The sequence below is a fragment of the Pseudomonas gingeri genome (genome assembly GCF_013385425.1).
Classification (GTDB): Bacteria; Pseudomonadota; Gammaproteobacteria; order Pseudomonadales; family Pseudomonadaceae; genus Aquipseudomonas; species Aquipseudomonas gingeri_D.
On the sequence record NZ_JACAQA010000041.1, the window covers coordinates 73033 to 96439 of the forward strand.

22 protein-coding genes are annotated in these 23407 nt (G+C 60.6%); 14 read left to right on the plus strand and 8 right to left on the minus strand.

All coding sequences use genetic code 11. From position 1 onward, the window contains the following. Positions 1-3 precede the first annotated feature (3 nt). The 4 genes from HX830_RS30245 to HX830_RS30260 all read right to left on the minus strand — a co-directional run bounded on the left by HX830_RS30245 (position 4) and on the right by HX830_RS30260 (position 4193). The gene (locus HX830_RS30245) at positions 4-969 is read right to left on the minus strand and encodes a sulfonate ABC transporter substrate-binding protein (protein WP_177104359.1); all 966 of its coding nucleotides are present in this window, start codon (positions 967-969) and stop codon (positions 4-6) included. 93 nt (positions 970-1062) lie between these two features. After that, a complete protein-coding gene (ssuE, locus tag HX830_RS30250; RefSeq protein WP_177104361.1) occupies positions 1063-1656 on the minus strand; it encodes an NADPH-dependent FMN reductase in 594 nt (197 codons plus the stop codon). Positions 1657-1867: 211 nt separating this feature from the next. Further along, entirely contained in the window at positions 1868-2506 is a 639-nt protein-coding gene (locus HX830_RS30255; RefSeq protein ID WP_103498913.1) for a peroxiredoxin, read from the minus strand. A gap of 316 nt (positions 2507-2822) precedes the next feature. Next, positions 2823-4193 carry an OprD family porin gene (locus HX830_RS30260; RefSeq protein ID WP_177104363.1) on the minus strand — a complete coding sequence of 457 codons (1371 nt, stop codon included), beginning with the start codon at positions 4191-4193 and terminating at the stop codon, positions 2823-2825. 705 nt (positions 4194-4898) lie between these two features. On the opposite strand from HX830_RS30260, the gene tauA reads away from it, so the two are divergent. From tauA to tauD, 4 genes are read left to right on the plus strand one after another with little or no spacing between them, the layout of a single operon-like run. Next, on the plus strand, positions 4899-5876 hold the full coding sequence (tauA, locus tag HX830_RS30265) for a taurine ABC transporter substrate-binding protein (protein ID WP_152741678.1): 978 nt from the start codon (positions 4899-4901) through the stop codon (positions 5874-5876). Between the two features lie 21 nt (positions 5877-5897). Next, positions 5898-6692: a taurine ABC transporter ATP-binding subunit gene (tauB, locus tag HX830_RS30270; protein ID WP_152741677.1), complete on the plus strand. Its 795-nt coding sequence runs from the start codon at positions 5898-5900 to the stop codon at positions 6690-6692. Then, positions 6689-7519, plus strand: a complete 831-nt coding sequence (gene tauC, locus HX830_RS30275) for a taurine ABC transporter permease TauC (RefSeq protein ID WP_152741676.1) — start codon at positions 6689-6691, stop codon at positions 7517-7519. Before tauB ends, tauC begins: the two co-directional genes overlap by 4 nt. A 57-nt stretch (positions 7520-7576) precedes the next feature. Beyond that, on the plus strand, positions 7577-8410 hold the full coding sequence (gene tauD, locus HX830_RS30280) for a taurine dioxygenase (RefSeq protein ID WP_177104373.1): 834 nt from the start codon (positions 7577-7579) through the stop codon (positions 8408-8410). Between the two features lie 9 nt (positions 8411-8419). On the opposite strand, the gene HX830_RS30285 is transcribed toward tauD, so the two are convergent. Together HX830_RS30285 and HX830_RS30290 are read right to left on the minus strand one after the other, a co-directional pair. Further along, entirely contained in the window at positions 8420-9058 is a 639-nt protein-coding gene (locus HX830_RS30285) for a TetR/AcrR family transcriptional regulator (RefSeq protein WP_152741674.1), read from the minus strand. Between the two features lie 139 nt (positions 9059-9197). Next, entirely contained in the window at positions 9198-10574 is a 1377-nt protein-coding gene (locus tag HX830_RS30290) for a glutamine synthetase family protein (protein WP_103495447.1), read from the minus strand. A gap of 278 nt (positions 10575-10852) precedes the next feature. On the opposite strand from HX830_RS30290, the gene HX830_RS30295 reads away from it, so the two are divergent. The 8 genes from HX830_RS30295 to HX830_RS30330 all read left to right on the plus strand — a co-directional run bounded on the left by HX830_RS30295 (position 10853) and on the right by HX830_RS30330 (position 19908). Further along, complete coding sequence (locus HX830_RS30295) at positions 10853-11629, plus strand: gamma-glutamyl-gamma-aminobutyrate hydrolase family protein (RefSeq protein WP_177104375.1); 777 nt, start codon at positions 10853-10855, stop codon at positions 11627-11629. Between the two features lie 39 nt (positions 11630-11668). After that, positions 11669-13027 carry a glutamine synthetase family protein gene (locus tag HX830_RS30300; RefSeq protein ID WP_177104377.1) on the plus strand — a complete coding sequence of 453 codons (1359 nt, stop codon included), beginning with the start codon at positions 11669-11671 and terminating at the stop codon, positions 13025-13027. 54 nt (positions 13028-13081) lie between these two features. Next, positions 13082-14446: an aspartate aminotransferase family protein gene (locus HX830_RS30305; RefSeq protein WP_177104379.1), complete on the plus strand. Its 1365-nt coding sequence runs from the start codon at positions 13082-13084 to the stop codon at positions 14444-14446. 176 nt (positions 14447-14622) lie between these two features. After that, positions 14623-15732 (plus strand): polyamine ABC transporter substrate-binding protein, encoded by a 1110-nt coding sequence (locus HX830_RS30310; RefSeq protein WP_152741671.1) that lies wholly within the window; start codon positions 14623-14625, stop codon positions 15730-15732. Between the two features lie 71 nt (positions 15733-15803). After that, a complete protein-coding gene (locus HX830_RS30315; protein ID WP_103495442.1) occupies positions 15804-16898 on the plus strand; it encodes a polyamine ABC transporter substrate-binding protein in 1095 nt (364 codons plus the stop codon). Between the two features lie 72 nt (positions 16899-16970). Beyond that, a complete protein-coding gene (locus tag HX830_RS30320) occupies positions 16971-18113 on the plus strand; it encodes an ABC transporter ATP-binding protein (RefSeq protein ID WP_103495441.1) in 1143 nt (380 codons plus the stop codon). Continuing rightward, positions 18110-19021: an ABC transporter permease subunit gene (locus tag HX830_RS30325; protein WP_103495440.1), complete on the plus strand. Its 912-nt coding sequence runs from the start codon at positions 18110-18112 to the stop codon at positions 19019-19021. The genes HX830_RS30320 and HX830_RS30325 overlap by 4 nt, the downstream gene beginning before the upstream one ends. After that, positions 19018-19908, plus strand: coding sequence for an ABC transporter permease subunit (locus HX830_RS30330; protein WP_103495439.1), 891 nt, complete (start codon positions 19018-19020; stop codon positions 19906-19908). The genes HX830_RS30325 and HX830_RS30330 overlap by 4 nt, the downstream gene beginning before the upstream one ends. Before the next feature lie 157 nt (positions 19909-20065). Here the strand turns inward: HX830_RS30330 and HX830_RS30335 are convergent, their stop codons facing one another. Further along, on the minus strand, positions 20066-20707 hold the full coding sequence (locus tag HX830_RS30335; RefSeq protein ID WP_152741669.1) for an HD domain-containing protein: 642 nt from the start codon (positions 20705-20707) through the stop codon (positions 20066-20068). Between the two features lie 204 nt (positions 20708-20911). Here HX830_RS30335 and HX830_RS30340 point away from each other — a divergent pair, with 204 nt between their 5' ends. Then, positions 20912-21877 (plus strand): GlxA family transcriptional regulator, encoded by a 966-nt coding sequence (locus HX830_RS30340; protein ID WP_177104381.1) that lies wholly within the window; start codon positions 20912-20914, stop codon positions 21875-21877. 161 nt (positions 21878-22038) lie between these two features. Here HX830_RS30340 and HX830_RS30345 read toward each other — a convergent pair whose 3' ends face one another. Then, on the minus strand, positions 22039-22380 hold the full coding sequence (locus tag HX830_RS30345) for a carboxymuconolactone decarboxylase family protein (RefSeq protein WP_100944057.1): 342 nt from the start codon (positions 22378-22380) through the stop codon (positions 22039-22041). A gap of 114 nt (positions 22381-22494) precedes the next feature. Here HX830_RS30345 and HX830_RS30350 point away from each other — a divergent pair, with 114 nt between their 5' ends. Further along, the gene (locus HX830_RS30350) at positions 22495-23403 is read left to right on the plus strand and encodes an AraC family transcriptional regulator (protein WP_177104384.1); all 909 of its coding nucleotides are present in this window, start codon (positions 22495-22497) and stop codon (positions 23401-23403) included. Positions 23404-23407 lie beyond the last annotated feature (4 nt).

Here is a 23407-nt window from a genome sequence, read left to right on the forward strand (position 1 = left end):
GGTTCAAAGTGCTTTGGCAACGGCCGCCGGCGGGGTCCAGATCACGTCCTTGATGCTCAGCGGTTTGGGAATCAATTTGAGCTGGTAGAAGCTGTCGGCGATTTTCTGTTGCGCCGCGATCACTTCCGGGGTGAGGAACTGCGCGCCATAGCCCTGGCGGTTCACCGAGATCCGGGTGATGTCGGCGGGCAGGCCGAGCAGCGGTGCCACCTGGGTGGTGACTTCCTCGGGATTGGCCTTGGACCAGTCGCCTACTGCGCGGACTTCTTCCACCAGGGCCTTGATCACTTCCGGATGTTTTTGCGCATAAGGTTTGGTCGCCAGGTAGAACTGGTTGTTGTCCACCAGGCCAGTACCGTCACGCAGGGTGCGGGCCTTGAGCTGTTGCTCGGCGGCGGCCTGGTAGGGGTCCCAGATGACCCAGGCGTCGACGCTGCCACGCTCGAAGGCGGCGCGGGCATCGGCCGGCGCGAGGAACACGGTCTGGATATCGCTGTATTTCAGGCCGGCGTCTTCGAGGGCGCGGACCAGCAGGTAATGGACGTTGGAGCCTTTGTTGAGGACCACCTTCTTGCCCTTGAGCTCTTGCACCGATTTGATCGGCGAGTCCTTGGGCACCAGGATCGCTTCGCTGGTGGGCGCCGGCGGTTCCGAGGCGACATAGAGCAGGTCGGCACCGGCGGCCTGGGCGAAGACCGGCGGTGTTTCGCCGGTCACGCCGAAGTCGATGGAACCGACGTTCAGCCCTTCGAGCAGTTGCGGGCCGCCGGGGAACTCGGTCCATTGCACTTGCACGCCCTGGGCCGCGAGGCGTTTTTCCAGGGTGCCCTTGGCCTTGAGCAGCACCAGGGTGCCGTATTTCTGATAACCGATCCGAAGTGTCTCGGCTTGAGCTTGAGTAATGGCGCCGAAGGTGACAGCCGCAGCAAACAGAGCGACCAGACCGCGACGCAAAATGACAGTGCGCATGGCGCTCTCCTTTTTGCGGTGAGGGTTTTGGCTGCACCTGCTGGCCCGTTGGCGGGCGAGTAAGGCCAGTACATCGATGTCGGGTAAAGCGGCTCAGATGCTCCAGCGAGCCGTGAGCAGGCGGTCGTTGAGCAGTGTCGGGTCCAGGGGCTTGGGACGTCGTGCCAGGGCGCAGTGGAACTGTTCCAGGGCCTCATTCAGGCGTTGTTCCAGGGCCGGGGCCAGCTGCGCCTGGGCGCTGCCTTCGCCATAGGCGATCTGGTTGTCTTCGGCGAAGATGCCGTGGAGCATTTCCTGGGCCTTGAGCGCCGACAGCACCGGCTTGAGGGCGTAATCCACCGCGAGCATATGGGCGATGCTGCCGCCGGTGGCCATGGGCAGCACCACCTTGTGGCTCAGGGCGCGTTCGGGCAGCAGGTCGAGCACGGTTTTCAGGGCGCCGGAGAATGAAGCCTTGTACACCGGCGTGGCGATGACCAGGCCGTCGGCCTGTTCGATCTGTTGCAGCAGGTCGATGATCTGCGGGCTGCCGAAGCGTGCGTGCAGCAGGTCTTCGGCCGGGAAGTCGCGGACCTGGTAACTCACCACTTCCACGCCTTGTTCGATCAACCAGCGCCTGGCCTGGTCCAGCAGTACCCCGGAGCGTGATCGCTGGCTGGGGCTTCCTCCAAGTGTGACGACCAGCATGTGGCTAATTCCTTAAGCGTTTGTCGGCGATTCGCGGGCTGCGATCTCACCGGGATGGACAGACCATATCAGCTGATTTATATATCTATAAATCTTATTTTTTCATTTGTTTATTCTTTAAATGAATATGCGGATGGCTTTCTTCCAGGCAAAAAAACAGGCCGTCGAAACGGCCTGAAACCCCTGCATCGTGAGTCGGTAAAAATCGGTTTCAGCGGTTGGGCTGTGGTGTCAGGCGCAGGTACGGCTTCACCGCGCGGTAGCCTTTGGGGAAGCGTTTCTTGATTTCGTCTTCGTCCTTGAGCGATGGCACGATCACCACCTCGTCACCGTCCTGCCAGTTGGCCGGGGTGGCCACCTTGTAGTTATCGGTGAGCTGCAAGGAGTCGATCACCCGCAGGATCTCGTGGAAATTGCGCCCGGTGCTGGCCGGGTAGGTGATGGTCAGCCGCACCTTCTTGTTCGGATCGATCACGAACAGCGAGCGTACGGTGAGGGTGTCGTTGGCATTCGGGTGGATCAGGTCGTAGAGATCGGACACCTTGCGGTCGGCATCGGCCAGGATCGGGAAGTTGACCACGGTGTGCTGGGTCTCGTTGATGTCCTCGATCCACTTGTGGTGCGAATCCACCGGGTCCACCGACAGGGCGATGGCCTTGACGCCGCGCCGGGCGAATTCGTCCTTGAGCTTGGCGGTAAAGCCAAGTTCCGTGGTGCACACCGGGGTGAAGTCCGCCGGGTGGGAGAACAGCACGCCCCAGCTGTCGCCGAGCCACTCGTGGAAACGAATCGTGCCGGCGCTGGAATCCTGTTCGAAGTCGGGGGCGATGTCGCCGAGTCTTAGGCTCATGGTGCTGCTCCTGGTGAGTGCGTGATGAGCCTACTGTGCCTGCTGCAGGGTTTATTTAAAAAGAATAAATATCGATTTATCTAGATCGAAATTGAATATTAAAAACTTCTTCATTGGACGCCGGACGGGCGCAGGAGCAACCTTGTCCACAGCTTGTGAGAGGGCTAAGGGGATGTAACTCAGTGGGGTGCCGGGCGCCGTGATGTCGAAGGTTGGCGTTCGAGTCGAAGCTGAGAGGTAGTGTTAAGCGGTACGTGAAGCACTCAGCCCGGCATTGCGCCGGGCTGAGTGTGGATCTCAATTTATACCGTCACGCTTACAACAGCGGGATGGTGTAGCTTACGATCAGACGGTTTTCGTCCTGGTCGCTAGTTGCAACGATCGAGTTGGTGCGCCACATGGCGTTTTTCCAGGCGAAACCGAGGTTCTTGAAGGTGCCTTCAGGAATCACGTAGGCCAGGGTGATATCGCGTTCCCACTCGCTCTGGTTGCCAGCGGTGGTCTGGATATTGTCGCCGTGCAGGTAAATCACACCAGCGGTCAGGCCGGGTACGCCAACCTTGGCGAAATCGTAGGCGTAGCGAGCTTGCCAGGTACGCTCGCCAGCACGGGCGAACTTCTGGATCTGCATGTCGGTGATGGTGCTGTTGGACGAGCCGTCACCCTGGTTCAACCATGGGAAGTCGCTGTCGCCCTTGGTGTACTGATAACCAGCGCCGAAGGTGTGACCGGCAACCGAGTACAGGGCCAGGTAGCTGTACAGGTCGTTGTCGACCTTGCCCTTGGTGACATTGTTGTCGTAGAGACCGGTGGTGAAGTAGCCAGAGGTGTTGGCGTTGGCACCGTTGTCGCGGCTACGGTAGTAGCGCAGGTCGCTTTTCAGCACGCCAGGACCGATGGCCCAATTGTGTGCCAGACCCAGGAAGTTCTGCGAGTAGAAGTCTTTCAGCTCGCCGTAGTAGTACGAAGCGACCAGATCCTTGGTGATCTTGTAGTCAGCACCGCCGTACAGGAACTTGTTGCTGAACCGACCCGCAGTACCCTCGGAGTAGTTCGAGCTGGCGTTTGCACCGGCAATCGACAGGTCTTCGTCGTTGGTCGAGTTACGGCCCTTGGCTTTCTCGATCTGGCCAAGGGTCAGGCTCAGGTCCTTGATCTCGTTCGAAGTGATCTGGCCACCGGTGAAGGTTTGTGGCAGCAGACGACCGTCGTTGGCTTTGATCACCGGGTTATTTGGCAGCAGGGTACCGATCTTCAGTTCGGTCTGCGAAACGCGCATTTTTCCGGTCAGACCCAGGCTGCTGGCGTCATTGACCGAGCGGGCGTTTTTACCGTCAGTGGCTTCAGTCGGGAACAGCGTACTACCAGCGCTGGTTTTGGTCGCACCGTTGGAGCCACCACCGGTGTCCAGCTTGATAGCGGTCAGGGCGATCACATCAAGGCCGAAACCCACGGTGCCTTGGGTGTAACCGGAGTTGAAGCGCAGATCAAAGCCTTGACCCCATTCCGAGGACAGGCTCTGAGCGGGTTTGCCGCTACGGTTATCGGTGTTGATGTAGAAGTTACGCAGACCCAGGGTCGACGTAGCGCCTTCGATAAAACCTTTGGCATCCGCTTGCCCATCGGCATATGCGTGTTGCGCCAAAACGCCTACGGCCACTGCTAGGGCCAAGGTGGACTTCTTCATGGTACAGCTCCTCTCATTTCTAATTTTTGTGTGTCCTGGCCTGGGATCTAGCGTCCCTTTGTAGCCACAGATGCGCGATTAGCACCAGATCGTGACTGGCAAGTCAATCGTAACAAACCACGTCTAGACTTTGGTCTAACTCGCCGTAAATTTGGTCCCTGCAGGGTAATGAAATTCTTCATAAACCCAAAAAGAACTGTTTCGTTCTTTTTAAGACGATTCAGGAATAAGCTGCCTGAGAATTTACCCGGCCCTGAGGTCTTTGTCGGCCTCCAGACTTATTTCTGAAAAGTATTTGTAGCAGCCTTTTTCGAACAATCCGTATTTGAGAGCTGTTCTCAGGGACAGGAAAGTTCATAAAAGCGACGCAATCATGGCTAAACGCTGCCACTCCCGTCAATTTATTACAGCATTTGGCTGATTAAGCCGGACCGCTGACATGTTGCTGTGCCAAGAACCATAGAAGAAAAAACGCGGAACGTGCCTTCATTCGTCGGGTTTAGTTATTTTGCGGATTTTCCGCTGAGCGTCTGATGGTACGGCGTCCCGCAGACACGAGCTGGCGCTGCAAGCGCTGGCCGCCGGCTGTCGCATGTCATATTTTGACTCATAAGCTAATGCAAATAAGTTATTTATTTTAAGATTCTTAGATCATTTAGTCTCTCTACATGCCGATTCCCGGTCGCCTGTCGAGGAACTTGTCCCATGAAACTCCCTGCTCCGCTCCGCCTTCTGGCGGCCTTGTCCCTGGCCGGGGCCAGTTGGTTTGCCCAGGCTGCCGATGTGACCGTGGCCTACCAGACCACCGTCGATCCGGCGAAAGTCGCCCAGGCCGACGGCGCTTATGAAAAAGCCACACAGGCGAAGATCGACTGGCGCAAGTTCGATAACGGCGCCGATATCATTGCCGCCATCGCTTCGGGTGATGTGCAGATCGGTTACCTCGGTTCCAGCCCGCTGACGGCGGCCATCACCCGCAAGGTGCCGGTGGAAACCTTCCTGATCGCCACCCAGATCGGCGGTGCCGAAGCCCTGGTGGCCCGTGACGGCTCCGGGATCAAATCGCCCCAGGACCTGATCGGCAAGAAAGTCGCCGTGCCTTTTGTCTCCACCGGGCACTACAGCCTGCTGGCCGCCCTGAAGCACTGGAATATCGATCCTTCGAAAGTACAGATTCTCAACCTCGCGCCGCCGGCCATTATTGCCGCCTGGAAACGCGGTGATATCGACGCCACCTACGTCTGGGACCCGGCCCTGGGCGTGGCCAAGGAAAACGGCAAGGTGCTGATCACGTCCGGCGAGCTGGCCAAGTTCGGTGCGCCGACCTTCGATGCCTGGATCGTGCGCAAGGACTTCGCCGAGAAGCACCCGGAAATCGTCAAGGCCTTTGCCAAGGTCACCCTGGATGCCTACGCCCAGTACCGCAAGGACCCGCAAGCCTGGCTGGCGACCCAGGGCAATGTCGACAAGCTGGTGAAGCTCTCTGGCGCCAAGGCGTCTGATATTCCCCTGCTGCTGCAAGGCAACGTCTATCCGCTGGCGGCTGACCAGGTCACCGTTCTCGGCAAGCCGACCGCCCAGGCCATCACCGACACCGCCGCGTTCCTGAAAGAGCAGGGCAAGGTCGATGCCGTGCTGCCGGACTACGCCCCTTATGTCAGCGCCAAGTTCATCACCAACTGATTCAGCCGAGGAGCCGCCGTCATGGCCTTGTTACAGCTGGAGCGCATCAGCGCACAGTACCCCGGCGCGGCCGAGCCGGTGCTGGCGGACATCTCCCTCAGCCTCGGCCCCCGGCAACTGCTGGTGGCCCTCGGGCCTTCGGGGAGTGGCAAGACCTCGCTGTTGAACCTGATCGCCGGCTTCGTCGAGCCGAGCGCCGGGCGCATCACCCTCGACGGCGTGCCCGTCAAAGGCCCGAGTGCCGAGCGTGGCGTGGTGTTCCAGGATGACGCGCTATTGCCCTGGCAGGATGTACTGGCCAATGTCGGCTTCGGTCTGGAGCTGGCGGGTGTGCCCCGGCCGCAACGTGAAAGCCGCGCCCGGGAGATGCTCGCCCTGGTGGACCTGGCCGGTTTCGACAAGCGTCGGATCTGGCAATTGTCCGGTGGTCAGAAACAGCGTGTCGGCCTGGCCCGTGCCCTGGCGGCGGACCCTCGGGTGTTGCTGATGGACGAGCCCTTCGGCGCCCTCGATGCCTTTACCCGCGAACAGATGCAGGAGCTGTTGCTGCAAGTCTGGCGCCGCACCGCCAAGCCGGTGTTCCTGATTACCCACGATATAGAAGAGGCGGTTTTTCTCGCCACTGACCTGATTCTGCTGGCGCCGAATCCGGGGCAGATCGTCGAACGCCTGAGCCTGGATTTCGGCCAGCGCTACAGCGCCGGTGAATCGGCCCGGGCGATCAAGTCCGACCCGCGTTTTATCGAAACCCGCGAGCACGTGCTGGCTCGTGTGTTCTCCCAACGCAGCGCCGCCCAGCGGCAGGAGTTCGTATGAGCAGCTATGAATTGCCGGTGACGCTGGCGGGCAAACCGAAAGTCATACCGGTTCGCCGCAGCCTGAGTACGCGCTGGATCAGTGTGCTGACCCTGTTGACCTTGGTCCTGCTCTGGTGGGCGGTGACCGCTGCGGGCCTTATCGAACCATTGTTTCTACCGCCACCTGGAGCTGTGCTGGAAAAAGGCTGGTTGCTGGCAACCAAGGGCTACATGGACTCGACCCTCTGGCAGCACCTGGGCGCGAGTCTTGGGCGTATCGGCCTGGGCCTCGGCTTTGCGGTGCTGACCGCGATTCCCGTGGGTATCGCCATCGGCCACAACCGCATCGCCCGGGGTATTTTCGACCCGCTGATCGAGTTCTACCGGCCCATTCCACCGCTGGCCTATCTGCCCCTGATCGTGATCTGGTGCGGGATCGGTGAGCTGTCGAAAGTGCTGCTGATCTACCTGGCGATTTTCGCCCCGATCGCCATCTCCACGGCCACCGGCGTGCGCACTGTCGATCCGGCCAAGCTGCGGGCCGCGCAATCCCTGGGGGCCACCCGTGCCCAGCTGATTCGCCATGTGATCCTGCCCAGCGCCTTGCCGGACATTCTCACCGGTGTGCGTATCGGCCTCGGTGTCGGTTGGTCGACCCTGGTGGCCGCCGAACTGATCGCCGCCACCAGTGGCCTGGGCTTTATGGTGCAGTCGGCGGCACAGTTCCTGGTGACCGATGTGGTGGTGCTGGGGATCCTGGTGATCGCCTTTATCGCCTTTGCCATGGAGATGGGCCTGCGCGCCCTGCAGCGCAAGCTGGTGCCGTGGCACGGCCAGGCTCACTGACAGACCGCAAGGTATTGACCACGCCGACAGCCCGGCGCGTATTTGAAGAGATCGATCATGAGCCTGACCATTACTCCCCTGAGCGCCGCCCTGGGCGCGCAGATCGACGGCGTTACCTTGAACCGGCCGTTGACCGTCGAACATCGCGACGCCATCCAGCAGGCACTGCTCAAGTATCAGGTGCTGTTCTTCCGTAACCAGCCGTTGAACCCGGTGCAGCAGGCGACCTTTGCGGCGTATTTCGGCGACCTGCATATTCATCCGATCTACCCGAACGTGCCGGAGCAGCCCGAAGTGCTGATCCTCGACACGGCGGTGACTGACGTGCGCGACAACGCGGTCTGGCACACCGACGTGACCTTCCTGCCGACCCCGGCGTTGGGCGCGGTGCTCAGCGCCAAGCAGCTGCCAGCGTTTGGTGGCGACACCCTGTGGGCCAGTGGCATCGCGGCGTTTGAAGCCTTGTCGGCGCCGTTGCGGCAGTTGCTGGACGGGCTGACGGCGACGCACAACTTCATCAAGTCGTTTCCTGTCGAGCGTTTCGGCAATACGCCCGAGGACCTGGCGCGCTGGGAGGAGACCCGCAGGAAGAACCCGCCGCTGTCGCATCCGGTGATCCGCACGCATCCCGTGAGTGGGCGCAAGGCGCTGTTCGTCAATGAGGGTTTCACCACACGGATCAATGAGCTGGAAGAGGCGGAGAGCGAGGCGATTCTCAAGTTGCTGTTCGCCCATGGGACGCGCCCGGAGTTCACCATTCGCTGGCGCTGGCAGGAGCATGACGTGGCATTCTGGGACAACCGCGTGACCCAGCATTACGCGGTGGACGATTACCGGCCGAATCGGCGGGTGATGCACCGGGCGACCATTCTCGGTGATGCACCGTTCTGACCCTGAGGGTCAGAGCGGGTGTTCGCGTCGGGGCAGATAGGGTGGCAGGTACAACCCCAGGTAGGCATCGAACACCCGCATGCCTTCCTCCGCCATGCGCGGCGTGATCTGGTCGTGCAACTGCACCGAGCGCGCATAGACCCGATCCCCCAGCTCCATCGCCAGGGCGAACACATCGACTTCCTTGGGCAGTGTCGGCAATTCGAAATGCCGGATAAACAGCTTGTGCATCAGGTCGCCGAGTTCGATGTCGTGCTGACGGTCGGCCTGGGTCACTTCGGTCAGGCCGTGCTGCGCAAGGATCAACTGACGCGCCGCGGCATCCTCCTCGTAGATATTCAGCATCCGCTGCTCCACCAGCCGTGACAGGTCGCGCCAGCTGGTGAGGGCCTGGTGGTCGATGGGCGCCTGCAGGGTGGCGCGGAACGCCGCGTGGACATCGTTGGTCAGGGCTTCGAGCAGGGCCGGGACGCTGGCGAAGAAGTGATAGACCGAGGACGGCGGGATCTCGGCCCGTTCCGCCACGCTGTAGATCGACAGACTGGCCACGCCTTCGGCGGCAAGCAAGGTGCGCGCGGCGTCGAGGATCGAGTCGATCCGGGCCTGGCTGCGTGCGCGGGGTTTGCGAGCGGTGGCGGGGCGGGTCATGGGGTTCTCCGGCAAGGGCAGCGGGCATTGTACGCGAGGACGCTGGTGTGGTGTCTGTGAGTCCGCATCGCTGGCAGGCGGGCATAAAAAAACGCCGCAGGCCCAAGGCCGGCGGCGTTCTTTTTATTGCTTCAAGCGCTTACACGGTATGCAGGTACCAGTTGTACTCGAGGTCGGAGATGGAGTGTTCGAACTCCTCCAGCTCGCTCTCTTTACAGGCGACGAAGATATCGATGTATTTCGGATCGATATATTTGGCCATGATCTCGCTGTCATCCAACTCACGCAGGGCATCACGCAGGTTGTTCGGCAGGCTCTGCTCGTTCTGCTCGTAGCTGTTGCCTTCCACCGGAGCGCCCGGCTCGATCTTGTTGGTCAGGCCGTGGTGCACGCCTGCCAGGACCGAAGCCATCAACAGATACGGGTTGGCATCGGCACCGGCAACCCGGTGTTCGATACGCACGGCGTCGGACGAGCCGGTCGGTACGCGAATCGCCACCGTCCGGTTGTCCAGGCCCCAGCACGGCGAGTTCGGCACGTAGAACTGTGCGCCGAAACGACGGTAGGAGTTGACGTTCGGGCAGAGGAAGGCCATCTGTGCCGGTAGGGTCTCGAGCACACCGCCGATCGCGTGACGCAGCGCGGCGTTCTGCTCGGGATCCTCACTGGCAAAGATGTTCTTGCCTTCCTTGTCGAGAATCGAGATATGGACGTGCAGTCCGTTGCCCGCCTGGCCCGGGTAAGGCTTGGCCATGAAGGTGGTGTCCATCTCATGGTCGTAGGCGATGTTCTTGATCAGGCGCTTGAGCAATACCGCGTAGTCGCAGGCCTTGATCGGGTCGGCCACGTGGTGCAGGTTCACTTCGAACTGCGCCGGGGCACTTTCCTTGACGATGGCGTCGGCCGGGATGCCTTGCTCTTTCGCACCTTCCAGGATGTCCTGGAGGCAGTCGACGTATTCGTCGAGGTCGTCGATCAGGTAGACCTGTGTCGAGTGCGGGCGTTTGCCGGAGATCGGCGAGCGGGGCGGTTGTGGGCGACCGTTCACGTTCTCCTGGTCGATCAGGTAGAACTCCAGCTCGAACGCGGCGCAGATGGTCAGGCCGAGTTCGTCGAACTTGCTCACGACTTGCCGCAGGACTTCGCGAGGGTCGGCGAAGAAAGGTTCACCTTCGAGTTCGTGCATGGTCATCAGCAGCTGCGCGGTCGGGCGCTTTTGCCAAGGTTCATTGCACAGGGTGTCGGGGATCGGATAACAGATTCGGTCAGCATCACCGATATCCAGACCCAGGCCGGTGCTTTCCACCGTCGAGCCGTTGATATCCAGGGCAAATAGAGAGGCAGGCAGGTTGATGCCTTTCTCGTAAACCTTGTGGAGGCTGGTGCGTTCGATGCGCTTGCCGCGCACCACACCATTCATATCCGCAATTAGAAGGTCTACGTACAGAACCTCAGGATGATCCTTAAGGAACGCGTTCGCTTCGTTAAGCTGAACGGCACGCGGGGGTACCGACATGATGCAACACCTTTGTTGTTAAAAATATCAATCATTGATCTTTTCTGGTTTCAGTCAACCCGAACGGCATGCCGAAGTCAAGCGAGGCCTTTTTTGCCCTGAAAAAGCGCTCAAGGGGCTTTTTTGCGGCCTTTTGGGGCAATTTTTTGCACCGGACGCTCTCCGGCACCGCGGGCTTGAGCGGGCCGTGTTGTATTTTTTACGGGGGTGTTGTGTAAAAAAATGAACAAGGCTAAGCTCGATTGAAACCCATAACAGCAATAATACCGGGGTGCTACATGTCTCGCCTGCCGTTGATCGGCGTTACCGCATGCTCCAAACAGATCGGTTTGCATGCTTATCACATCAGTGGCGACAAGTATGTCCGTGCTGTCGCCGTCGCAGCCAAAGGGCTGCCGCTGATCCTTCCGGCCCTGGCCGAGCTGTTCGAGCCGTCCGATATTCTCGACGGCCTGGATGGAATCCTGTTTACCGGCTCTCCGTCCAACGTCGAACCGCATTTGTACGGCGGTCCGGCCAGCGCGCCGGGCACTGCTCATGATTCTGCACGCGACCGCACCACCCTCCCGCTGATCCGTGCCGCCGTCGCCGCGGGCATTCCCGTGCTCGGTATTTGCCGGGGCTTCCAGGAAATGAACGTGGCCTTCGGCGGCAGCCTGCATCAAAAGGTTCATGAGGTTGGAACCTTCATGGATCATCGTGAAGACGAGTCCCAGCCACTGGACGTACAGTACGGTCCGGCCCATGCCATGCAGGTTCAACCCGGCGGCGTACTGGCGGGTCTCGGGCTGCCGACGCAATTCCAGGTCAACTCGATTCACAGCCAGGGCGTGGACCGCCTGGCACCGGGGTTGCGCGTCGAAGCCACGGCACCGGACGGCCTGATCGAGGCGGTCTCGGTGGTCGAAGGCAAGGCTTTTGCTTTAGGGGTGCAATGGCACCCGGAATGGCAGGTCACGAGCAACCCGGTCTACCTGGCGATCTTCCAGGCTTTCGGCGATGCCTGTCGAAAGCGGGTTTTACAGCGCGAAGTCGATACGTCCAGGAACGCCTGACCGATAATAGACGTCAGGAACCCCAACCCAGAGGCACTTATGAGTAACAACCTCGACCAGCTCACCGATTGGTTGAAAGACCACAAGATCACAGAAGTCGAATGCATGATTGCCGACCTCACCGGCATCACCCGGGGCAAGATCTCGCCGACCAACAAGTTCATCGCCGAAAAAGGCATGCGTCTGCCTGAGAGTGTGCTGTTGCAGACGGTGACCGGCGACTACGTCGAAGACGACATCTATTACGAACTGCTCGACCCGGCCGACATCGACATGGTCTGCCGCCCCGACAGCAATGCGGTGTATGTGGTGCCCTGGGCCATCGAGCCCACCGCCCAGGTGATCCACGACACCTATGACAAGCAGGGCAACCCCATCGAGCTGTCGCCGCGCAACGTGCTCAAGAAGGTCCTGGCACTCTATGCCGAAAAAGGCTGGCAGCCGATCGTGGCGCCGGAAATGGAGTTCTACCTGACCAAGCGCAGCGACGACCCGGACTATCCGTTGCAGCCGCCGGTCGGCCGTTCCGGCCGCCCGGAAACCGGTCGCCAGTCCTTCTCCATTGAAGCGGCCAACGAATTCGACCCGTTGTTCGAAGACGTCTACGACTGGTGCGAATTGCAGGAGCTGGACCTCGACACGCTGATCCACGAGGACGGCACGGCGCAGATGGAGATCAACTTCCGGCATGGCGACGCCTTGTCCCTGGCGGACCAGATCCTGGTGTTCAAGCGCACCATGCGCGAAGCGGCGCTCAAGCACGACGTGGCGGCCACCTTCATGGCCAAACCCATGACCGGCGAGCCGGGCAGTGCCATGCACCTGCACCAGAGCATCATCGACATCGCCACCGGCAAGAACGTCTTCTCCAATGAAGACGGGACCATGAGCGAGCTGTTCCTGCATCACATCGGCGGCCTGCAGAAGCTGATTCCCGAGCTGTTGCCGCTGTTCGCGCCGAACGTCAACTCGTTCCGCCGCTTCCTGCCGGACACCTCGGCCCCGGTGAACGTTGAATGGGGCGAAGAGAACCGCACCGTCGGCTTGCGGGTCCCGGATGCCGGCCCGCAGAACCGCCGTGTGGAAAACCGCCTGCCGGGCGCCGACGCCAACCCTTACCTGGCGATTGCGGCAAGCCTGCTGTGTGGCTACATCGGTATGGTCGAAGGCCTCAACCCGAGCGCGCCGGTGGTCGGTCGTGGTTATGAACGCCGCAACCTGCGCCTGCCGCTGACCATCGAAGACGCCCTGGAGCGGATGGAAAACAGCAAGACCATCGAGAAATACCTGGGCAAGAAATTCATCACAGGCTACGTCGCGGTCAAGCGGGCCGAGCATGAAAACTTCAAGCGCGTCATCAGTTCGTGGGAGCGGGAATTCCTGCTCTTCGCCGTCTGATGCGCCGGGCGCGGTAGATAAAGACCGCGCCCTTACTGGAACTAGGAGATCCGTATGACCAGCAACAACCCGCAAACCCGTGAGTGGCAAGCCCTCAGCAGTGATCACCACCTGGCCCCTTTCAGCGACTTCAAGCAGCTGAAAGAGAAAGGCCCGCGCATCATCACCCACGCCAAGGGCGTCTACCTCTGGGACAGCGAGGGCCACCAGATCCTCGACGGCATGGCCGGCCTCTGGTGCGTGGCCATCGGCTACGGTCGCGATGAGCTGGCCGACGCCGCCAGCAAACAGATGCGCGAGCTGCCTTATTACAACCTGTTCTTCCAGACTGCCCACCCACCGGTGCTGGAACTGGCCAAGGCCATTTCCGAGACCGCGCCGGAAGGCATGAACCACGTGTTCTTCACCGGTTCCGGCTCCGAAGGCAACGACACCATGCTGCGCATGGTCCGCCACTACTGGGCGATCAAGGGCCAGCCGAACAAGAAGGTCATCATCAGCCGCAAGAACGGTTATCACGGTTCCACCGTGGCCGGTGCGAGTCTGGGCGGCATGACCTATATGCACGAGCAGGGCGACTTGCCGATCCCGGGCATCGTCCATATCCCGCAGCCTTACTGGTTCGCCGAAGGCGGCGACATGAGCCCTGAAGAGTTCGGGGTCTGGGCCGCGAATCAACTGGAAGAGAAGATCCTCGAGCTGGGCGTGGATAATGTCGGCGCCTTTATCGCCGAGCCGATCCAGGGCGCGGGCGGTGTGATCGTGCCGCCGGACAGCTACTGGCCGCGCATCAAGGAAATCCTCGCCAAGTACGACATCCTCTTCGTCGCCGACGAAGTGATCTGTGGTTTCGGTCGCACCGGTGAGTGGTTCGGCAGCGATTTCTACGGCCTCAAGCCCGACATGATGACCATCGCCAAGGGCCTGACCTCCGGCTATATCCCCATGGGTGGCCTGATCGTGCGGGACGAAGTGGTCGCGGTGCTCAACGAAGGCGGCGATTTCAACCACGGTTTCACCTATTCCGGCCATCCGGTGGCCGCGGCCGTTGCCCTGGAAAACATCCGTATCCTGCGCGAAGAAAAAATTATCGAGCGCGTCCAGAGTGAAACGGCACCCTATTTGCAGAAACGTCTGCGGGAACTGAACGATCATCCGTTGGTGGGTGAAGTTCGCGGTGTGGGCCTGTTGGGCGCCATCGAACTGGTCAAGGACAAGGCCACCCGTGCGCGGTATGAAGGTAAGGGCGTCGGCATGATCTGCCGGCAGTTCTGCTTCGATAATGGACTGATCATGCGTGCCGTTGGCGACACCATGATCATTGCGCCGCCACTGGTGATCAGCAAAACCGAGATCGACGAGTTGGTGGCCAAGGCACGCAAGTGCCTGGATCTGACCCTGAGTGCGTTGCAGGGCTAAGTGCTAGGCTCTGAGCCGGAAGTACGGTGTAGGTGCTTTCGCTCAGAGCAATCAGAAAGGGTGGTCTTTCCTTGAAAGGCTACCTTGGATCTTGCCAGACTACCCCCACTGTTTCGAGTTGCCCGGGAATCGGCCGCCGAACAGCGGGTTAAAAAGAATAAATTGGAGCATGACGCATGAAGGCATTAGGTAAGAACGTAGCCGGCAAGACTCTCCTCGCCCTGTCCCTGGCAGGTGCATTGGCCGGTGCCGCTCACGCGGACGACAAGGTGCTGCACGTTTACAACTGGTCCGACTACATCGCGCCGGACACCGTTGCCAACTTTGAAAAAGAGTCTGGCATCAAGGTGGTTTACGACGTCTTCGACAGTAACGAAACCCTGGAAGCCAAGTTGCTGGCCGGTAAGTCCGGTTACGATATTGTTGTGCCATCCAACAACTTCCTGGCCAAGCAGATCAAGGCCGGTGTCTACCAGGAACTGGACAAGTCGAAACTGTCCAACTACGGCAACCTGAACCAGTCGCTGCTCAAGGCCGTCTCGGTCAGCGACCCGGGCAACAAGCACGCCTTCCCGTACATGTGGGGTTCGATCGGCATCGGCTACAACCCGGAGAAGGTCAAGGCCGCGCTGGGCGTGGACAAGATCGATTCCTGGGACGCGGTGCTCAAGCCCGAGAACCTCGCCAAGCTGAAGAGCTGCGGCGTGAGCTTCCTCGATTCGCCGACCGAAATGCTGCCGGTGGCCCTGCACTACCTGGGTCTGCCGACCGACACCCAGAAGAAGGAAGATCTGAAGAAAGCCGAAGACCTGTTCCTCAAACTGCGTCCTTCGATTTCCTACTTCCACTCGTCCAAGTACATCTCTGACCTGGCCAACGGCAACATCTGTGTCGCCATCGGTTACTCGGGTGATGTCCAGCAGGCCAAGTCCCGTGCCGCCGAAGCCGGTGACAAGGTCAAAGTCGCCTACAGCATTCCGAAAGAAGGGGCTGGCAGCTTCTACGACATGGTGTCTATCCCTAAAGATGCGGAAAACACCGAAGCGGCCTACAAGTTCATGAACTACCTGCTCAAGCCGGAAGTCATGGCGGCGATCACCGACAGCGTGCGTTTCCCTAACGGTAACGACAAGGCGACCGCACTGGTTGACAAGAGCATCACCAGCGACCCGGGCATCTACCCGCCAGCGGATGTGCAGGCCAAGCTGTATGCCATCGCCGACTTGCCGGCGGCGACCCAGCGCGAAATGACCCGCAGCTGGACCAAGATCAAATCGGGTAAATAAGCCGATTTGAGACAACCTGCGGGAGTTGCGCAGCCTTTGGCAGCTCCCGCGGATTTCCAGAGGACCTCCACTTGTCTATTTCTTTCTTTCGCAAAGCCATGCTGGCGGGCGCGTGCCTGACCTTGGCGGTCAGTGTGCAAGCAGCACCGACCGTGCATGTTTATAACTGGTCGGATTATATCGGGCAGACCACCCTGGCGGACTTCCAGAAAGCCACCGGTATTGTGCCGGTCTATGACGTCTTCGATTCCAATGAAACCCTGGAAGGCAAGTTGCTGGCCGGCCACACCGGTTATGACGTGGTGGTGCCGTCCAACCATTTCCTCGGCAAGCAGATCAAGGCGGGCGCGTTCCAGAAACTCGACAAGGCGCAATTGCCCAACTACGCGAACCTCGACCCGGCGTTGATGAAGCGCCTGGAAAAGAACGACCCGGGCAACCAGTACGCCGTGCCTTATCTGTGGGGCACCAACGGCATCGGCTACAACGTCGAGAAGGTCAAGGCGGCGCTGGGCGTCGACAAGATCGACTCCTGGGCGGTGCTGTTCGAGCCGGAGAACCTGAAGAAACTCTCCAGCTGCGGCGTGGCGTTCCTCGACTCCGCCGATGAAATGCTTCCGGCGGTGCTCAACTACATGGGCCTGAGCCCCAACAGCACCAATGAAAAAGACTACAAGTTGGCCGAAGAGAAGCTGCTGAAGGTCCGTCCTTACGTCACCTACTTCAACTCGTCCAAGTACATTTCCGATCTGGCCAACGGCGAGATCTGCGTGGCGGCCGGGTTCTCCGGCGATATCTTCCAAGCGAAGAAACGCGCCGAAGAAGCCAAGAAAGGCGTGAACATCGCCTATGTGATTCCCAAGGAAGGCGGCAACCTCTGGTTCGACATGCTGGCGATCCCCAGGGACGCCGGCAACGTCAAGGAAGCGCACGCCTTTATCAATTATCTGCTGCAGCCTGAAGCGATTGCCCAGGTCAGCGATTATGTCGGTTATGCCAACCCGAACCCAAAGGCTGGCGCTCTGATGGATCAGTCCGTGCGTACCGATGAAGCGGTTTACCCACCGCAGGCAGTCTTGGACAAGTTGTATGTCAATTCTGAACTACCCCCGAAAATCCAACGTTTGATGACCCGCAGCTGGACCAAGGTCAAGTCGGGCAAATAGTGCCCGAGGGTCGAACCATCCAAAGCCGGGTCACCCAGGCCCGGCGGCTAAATCTTGTTGGGAGTTTTACAAATGGCAGTTGCCTCCGGCGCCTATAAGAAAGCCCTCGAGGGCGACCAGACACCTAAACAGGTGCTGGTCAAAATCGACAGGGTCACGAAGAAGTTCGATGAGACGATTGCCGTGGACGATGTGTCCCTGGAAATCAAGAAGGGCGAGATCTTCGCCCTGCTCGGCGGATCGGGTTCGGGTAAATCCACCTTGCTGCGCATGCTTGCCGGCTTCGAGCGCCCGACCGAAGGTCGGATTTACCTCGACGGTGTCGATATCACCGACCTGCCGCCCTATGAGCGGCCGATCAACATGATGTTCCAGTCCTACGCCTTGTTCCCGCACATGACCGTGGCGCAGAACATTGCTTTCGGCCTGCAACAGGACAAGATCCCCAAGGCCGAGATCGACGCCCGGGTGGCCGAGATGCTCAAGCTGGTGCAGATGAGCCAGTACGCCAAGCGCAAGCCGCACCAGCTCTCCGGCGGTCAGCGCCAGCGCGTGGCCCTGGCCCGTTCCCTGGCCAAGCGGCCGAAGCTGTTGTTGCTCGACGAGCCCATGGGTGCTCTGGACAAGAAGCTGCGCTCGCAAATGCAGCTTGAGCTTGTCGAGATCATCGAGCGCGTCGGCGTGACCTGCGTCATGGTGACCCACGACCAGGAAGAGGCCATGACCATGGCCGAACGGATCGCCATCATGCACCTGGGCTGGATCGCCCAGATCGGCAGCCCGATCGACATCTACGAAACCCCGACCAGCCGCCTGGTCTGCGAGTTCATCGGCAACGTCAATATCTTCGAAGGTGAAGTGGTGGACGACGCCGAAGGTTACGCGCGGATCGCCAGCCCGGAACTGGAGCGCGATATCTACGTGGGCCACGGCGTCACCACCTCGGTCCAGGACAAGCGTGTCACCTACGCGATTCGCCCGGAAAAACTGTTGGTGACCCCGGTGCCGCCGACCTGCGAATACAACTGGTCGCGGGGCAAGGTCCACGACATCGCCTACCTGGGCGGCCACTCGGTGTTCTACGTCGAGCTGCCGTGCGGCAAGCTGGTGCAGTCGTTTGTCGCCAACGCCGAGCGCCAGGGCCAGCGTCCGACCTGGGGCGATGAAGTCTACGTCTGGTGGGAAGACGACAGCGGCGTGGTACTGCGCTCATGAACCTCAAATCCCTGGTGCGGCGAATAACCCCCAGTGGCCGCCATGCGGTCATCGGGATTCCTTTCCTCTGGCTGTTCCTGTTCTTCATGCTGCCGTTCTTCATCGTCCTGAAGATCAGCTTTGCCGAAGCGGACGTGGCGATTCCGCCTTACACCCAGATCTACACCTTCGTCGAACAGAAGCTGCAGATCATCCTCAACCTCGGCAACTACACGATGCTGGGGGACGACGACCTGTACCTGGCGGCCTACCTCGGCTCGTTGAAGATGGCGTTCTTCAGCACGCTGCTGTGCCTGTTGATCGGCTACCCGATGGCCTACGCCATTGCCAGCGCGCGCAAGGAATTGCAGACCGTGCTGGTGCTGTTGATCATGATGCCGACCTGGACCGCGATCCTGATCCGCGTCTACGCCTGGATGGGGATCCTCAGCAACAACGGGTTGTTGAATGGGTTCCTGCTGTGGACCGGACTGATCAGCGAGCCGTTGCAGATCCTCAATACCAACCTCGCGGTGTATATCGGGGTGGTCTATTCGTATCTGCCGTTCATGATCCTGCCGCTCTACGCCAACCTGGTGAAGCACGACCAGAGCCTGCTGGAAGCCGCCTCGGACCTGGGTTCGAGCACCTTCAACAGCTTCTGGAAGATCACCGTGCCGCTGTCGAAGAACGGCATCATTGCCGGCTGCATGCTGGTGTTTATCCCGGTGGTGGGCGAGTTCGTGATCCCCGAGCTGCTCGGCGGCCCGGAAACCCTGATGATCGGTAAAGTGCTGTGGCAAGAGTTCTTCAACAACCGTGACTGGCCGGTGGCGTCCGCGCTGGCGGTGGTGATGCTGGCGATCCTGATTGTGCCGATCATTCTGTTCAACCGTAGTCAGGCCAAAGAAATGGAGGGCAAGGAATGAAGCGCTTCAGTTTTTCCAACCTGATGCTGGTGCTGGGTCTGCTGTTCATCTACCTGCCGATGCTGATCCTGGTGATCTACTCGTTCAACGCCTCCAAGCTGGTGACGGTGTGGGGCGGCTGGTCGGTGAAGTGGTACGTGGGCCTGCTGGACAATACCCAACTGATGGGCTCGGTGGCCCGCTCGCTGGAAATCGCCTGCTACACCGCGGTGGCCGCGGTGGCGCTGGGGACCCTGGCGGCGTTCGTCCTGACCCGCGTCACCCGTTTCAAGGGCCGCACCTTGTTCGGCGGCCTGGTGACGGCGCCGTTGGTGATGCCGGAAGTGATCACTGGCCTGTCGCTGTTGCTGCTGTTCGTGGCCATGGCGCAGTTGATCGGCTGGCCCCAGGAACGGGGTATCGTCACCATCTGGATTGCCCACACGACCTTCTGTGCGGCCTATGTGGCGGTGGTGGTGTCGGCGCGTCTGCGTGAGCTGGACCTGTCCATCGAAGAGGCGGCCATGGACCTGGGCGCCAAGCCGTGGAAGGTGTTCTTCCTGATCACCATCCCGATGATCGCGCCGTCGCTGGCGGCGGGGGGCATGATGTCCTTCGCGTTGTCCCTGGATGACCTGGTATTGGCCAGCTTCGTGTCGGGGCCGGGTTCGACCACCTTGCCGATGGAAGTGTTCTCGGCGGTGCGCCTGGGCGTGAAGCCGGAGATCAACGCGGTGGCGAGCCTGATTCTGCTGGCGGTGTCATTGGTGACCTTCCTCGTCTGGTACTTCAGCCGCCAGGCCGAAGAGCGCCGCAAGAAAGCCATCCAGTTGGCCATCGATGAAAGCGCGGCGGACTCCTGGAAACAGCCGGATGTGCGTCGGGCGAAGGTGGCGGAGACCGCGTAGGTCTCAAAAAGCTTCGCGGGCAAGCCCTGCTCCTACAGGTACGGCGTCGTTCACAAATTTTGTGTACGACGCCGTACCTGTAGGAGCAGGGCTTGCCCGCGAAGAGTCCCTCAAGACCGCCGACAACTCCGTGCGCTAGCCACGATGTTCCCGGGGGTTATTCAGCCCAAGGCGAACGCCGAATCACCTCGACAAAATTCATCGGCTTGAACGTCGCATCCTTGTCCTTCAGCACATCGGTCTTCACGTTGCCGAAAGTGGTCAACGGACGATGGCGCAGCCCCTCGGCGAACGCGCAGATGATGCACTCCTTGAACCCTTCCCCCCGTGGATGCGCATGCACCACCGCTTCGCGCTGGGCGCTCGGAAACGCCGCGTAGTCCATCCCCAGCACATCCATTTCCACCCCGGCCGTGACCAATGCCACCGTCGGCCGCAGATGTTGCGGCACCCCCGGTGTGGTATGCAGGGCAATCGACAGCCAGACCTGCTCGATATCGTCATCCGACAGCCCGTAAGGCTTCATGAATACCTTGGCCGCATTGGCGCCGTCGACTTCGAAACGTTCGTCATCGCTGCGGTGGCCTTCCACCAGGCCGAGGTCGTGGAACATCGCGCCGACGTACAGCAACTCCGGATCATAGGCCAGTTGCTTGCGTTCGCCGCTCAGGGCGCCGAACAGGAAGACCCGGCGCGAGTGGTGGTAGAGCAGATCGCTTTCCACGTCGCGAATGTATTCGGTGGTGGCCTTGGCCAGGGCGCTGTCGGGGATCTTGATGCCGGCAATGGTGTTACTCATGTCGAGACTTCCTCTGGGGGAGCGCCCGGTTGGCGCCGATGGGTTCAGTCTGGCGCCGGGGCGAGATGGCAACAATCGACACAAGGTGGTGAATCCAGCCATTCGGGGCGGGTTCCGTGCCAGCGTGTGCGCGTGATAGAAGCGGCTGTCGCATCGGCTGGAGGCATGCGTTACCGTAACGCTGACTTGCATCGAGACCCGCCCATGACTCGAACCCTTGCCATTGTGGTGTTCCCCGGCGTCCAGTCCCTGGACGTTACCGGGCCCATGGATGTCTTTGCCGAAGCCAACAGCTTTCTGCCCCCCGAGACCCAGTACCGGCTGGAAGTGATCGGTGTCGAGCGCGGTTGGCTGGCCTGTTCCAACGGCCTGGCGATCCAGGCGCATCGGCATTTCAGCGAGGCGCTGGAGCGTTATGACCTGTTGCTGTGCGCTGGCGGGCCGAGCCTGCCGGGGCTGGATTTCGGTGACGATTTTTATGCCTGGTTGCGCGCAGCCAGTGCCCGCGCCGAGCGCTTCGGTTCGATCTGCAACGGCGCCTTCATGCTGGCCCGGGCCGGATTGCTCGACGGGCGCACGGTGACCACCCACTGGAGTGATGCGTCGGCATTGGCGGCGTTGTGCCCGGCCGCGCGGGTCGAGGCCGATCGTTTGTATGTGCAGGACGATCGGCTGTTCACCTCGGCGGGGGTGACGGCGGGGATCGATTTGTCGTTGTACCTGCTGTCACAGGATCACGGTGCGCAGGTGGCGCTGAAGGTCGCCAAGCGGCTGGTGGTGTTCACCCAGCGTTCGGGCGGGCAGTCACAGTTCAGCCCGTACCTGGCGCCCCACGCCGAGGCCTCGTCGCCAGTGGCCCAGGTGCAGCAATATGTGCTGGCGCACCTGACCGGGGACTTGAGTATTGCCGAGTTGGCGCGGGCGGCGAACATGAGTGCGCGGAATTTTTCCCGGGTTTTTGCCCGCGAGACCCAGGTGACCCCGGCGGAGTTTGTCGAACGGGCCAGGGTGGATGCGGCGCGGGTGATGCTGGAAAGCGCCGGGGCGCCATTGAAGACCGTGGCGTATGAGTGCGGTTTTCGTGATGCGCACCATATGCGCAGTGTGTTTCAGCGACGTTTGGGGGTGACGCCGCAGCAGTTTCGACGGCATTTTGCGGGGTTGCTTTGAAGCCGGTGTCGTCTGGGAGTACGCATTCGCGGCGGTGCGGCTATCCGGCAAGTCCTGCTCCTACAGTGCGGTGTCGTATACAGATTTTGCGTACGACCTGAACTTGTAGGAGCAGGGCTTGCCCGCGAAGAGGCCAGTCGCCTTTGCGCAAATCGAAAGCCTCAGGACTTCAGGCTGTCGTAAGCCTCCAGCGCATGCAACGAGTAAATGTACGCCGCACCGGCATTCAACGAAATCGCGGTAGCCAGGGCCGCGGCCACTTCTTCGCGAGTCGCCCCGGCCTTGATCGCCGCATCGGTATGGGCGCCGATGCAACCGTCACAACGGGTGGAAATCGCCACGGCGATGGAAATCAGCTCGCGGGTCTTGGCATCCAGCACATTGTTTTCCGCGGCGGCCTCGCCCAATTTCATATAGGCCTGGACCATCTTCGGATTGGATTTGCCCAGTGCACCAAAGGCATTCTTGATGGTTGGCAGCAGTTCGGACCAATTGAGAAACATAGTAGTAACTCCTGAAAGGGTAAGCGTAGAGTGGCTTGGCAACGAGCTCAGTCTCCTTTGTCCGGTGTCATCACTCTTGTTCGATTCACTCAAGGTTTTGTCCGAAACGCGCAAATGAATTCGATCGATAAACTCATCACCCTCGCCGGCGTCCGCGGCTGCCTCGACCTACGTTGCCAGTTACAGGGCGACTGGGCCATGGATCACGCACAGGAAAGCGTCGGCGTCGCGCCTTATCACCTGGTGCTGTCCGGCGATTGCCTGGCCGAGTTGCCGGACGGTCGCTCCTTGCGCCTGCACGCCGGCGATATCCTGGTGCTGCCCGGTGGTGGCGGTCATCTGTTGCGCAGCCCGGGGCAACGGGTGGCGCCGATGGAGGCGCGGATCAGCCGTGGCGGTCTGTTGCCGGTGCATCGGCTCGGCGCTGACAAGGCGGACCTGGACCTTCTCTGTGGCCGTTTCCACTATCAGCGTGAGTCGATGTTGTTCAGCGCGCTGCCGGAATATGTGCTGATTTCCAGCCGGGAGCTGCAAGCCAACGGCCAGTTGGCGGCGCTGGTGAGCTTGCTACGGCTGGAGGCTGATGGTGACCAGGCCGGGGCGCGGTTTCTGGTGGATGCGCTGTCGTCGGCGTTGTTCACCTTGATCCTGCGGGCCTATCTGCAACAGCAGACGCCCGCCAGCGGGACCCTGGCGTTACTGGCCGACAAGCGCCTGAGCCGGGCCTGGCAGGCGATGCTCGAGGAACCGGCCCATGAGTGGACCATCGAGGCCCTGGCGGCGTTGGCGAATATGTCGCGGGCGACCTTTATGCGGGTGTTCGCCGCGGTGGCGGGGGCATCACCCTGGGTACTGCTGACGCAAGTACGGATGGAGCTGGCGTACGGTTTGCTGAGCCATTCGCATCTGGGCCTGAGCGATATCGCCGTCCAGGCGGGCTACCAATCCCAGGCGGCGTTCAGCAAGAAGTTCAAGGAGATCTATGGCGAGGCGCCCGGGCGCCTTCGCCGGGCTGCACGTTGATCGA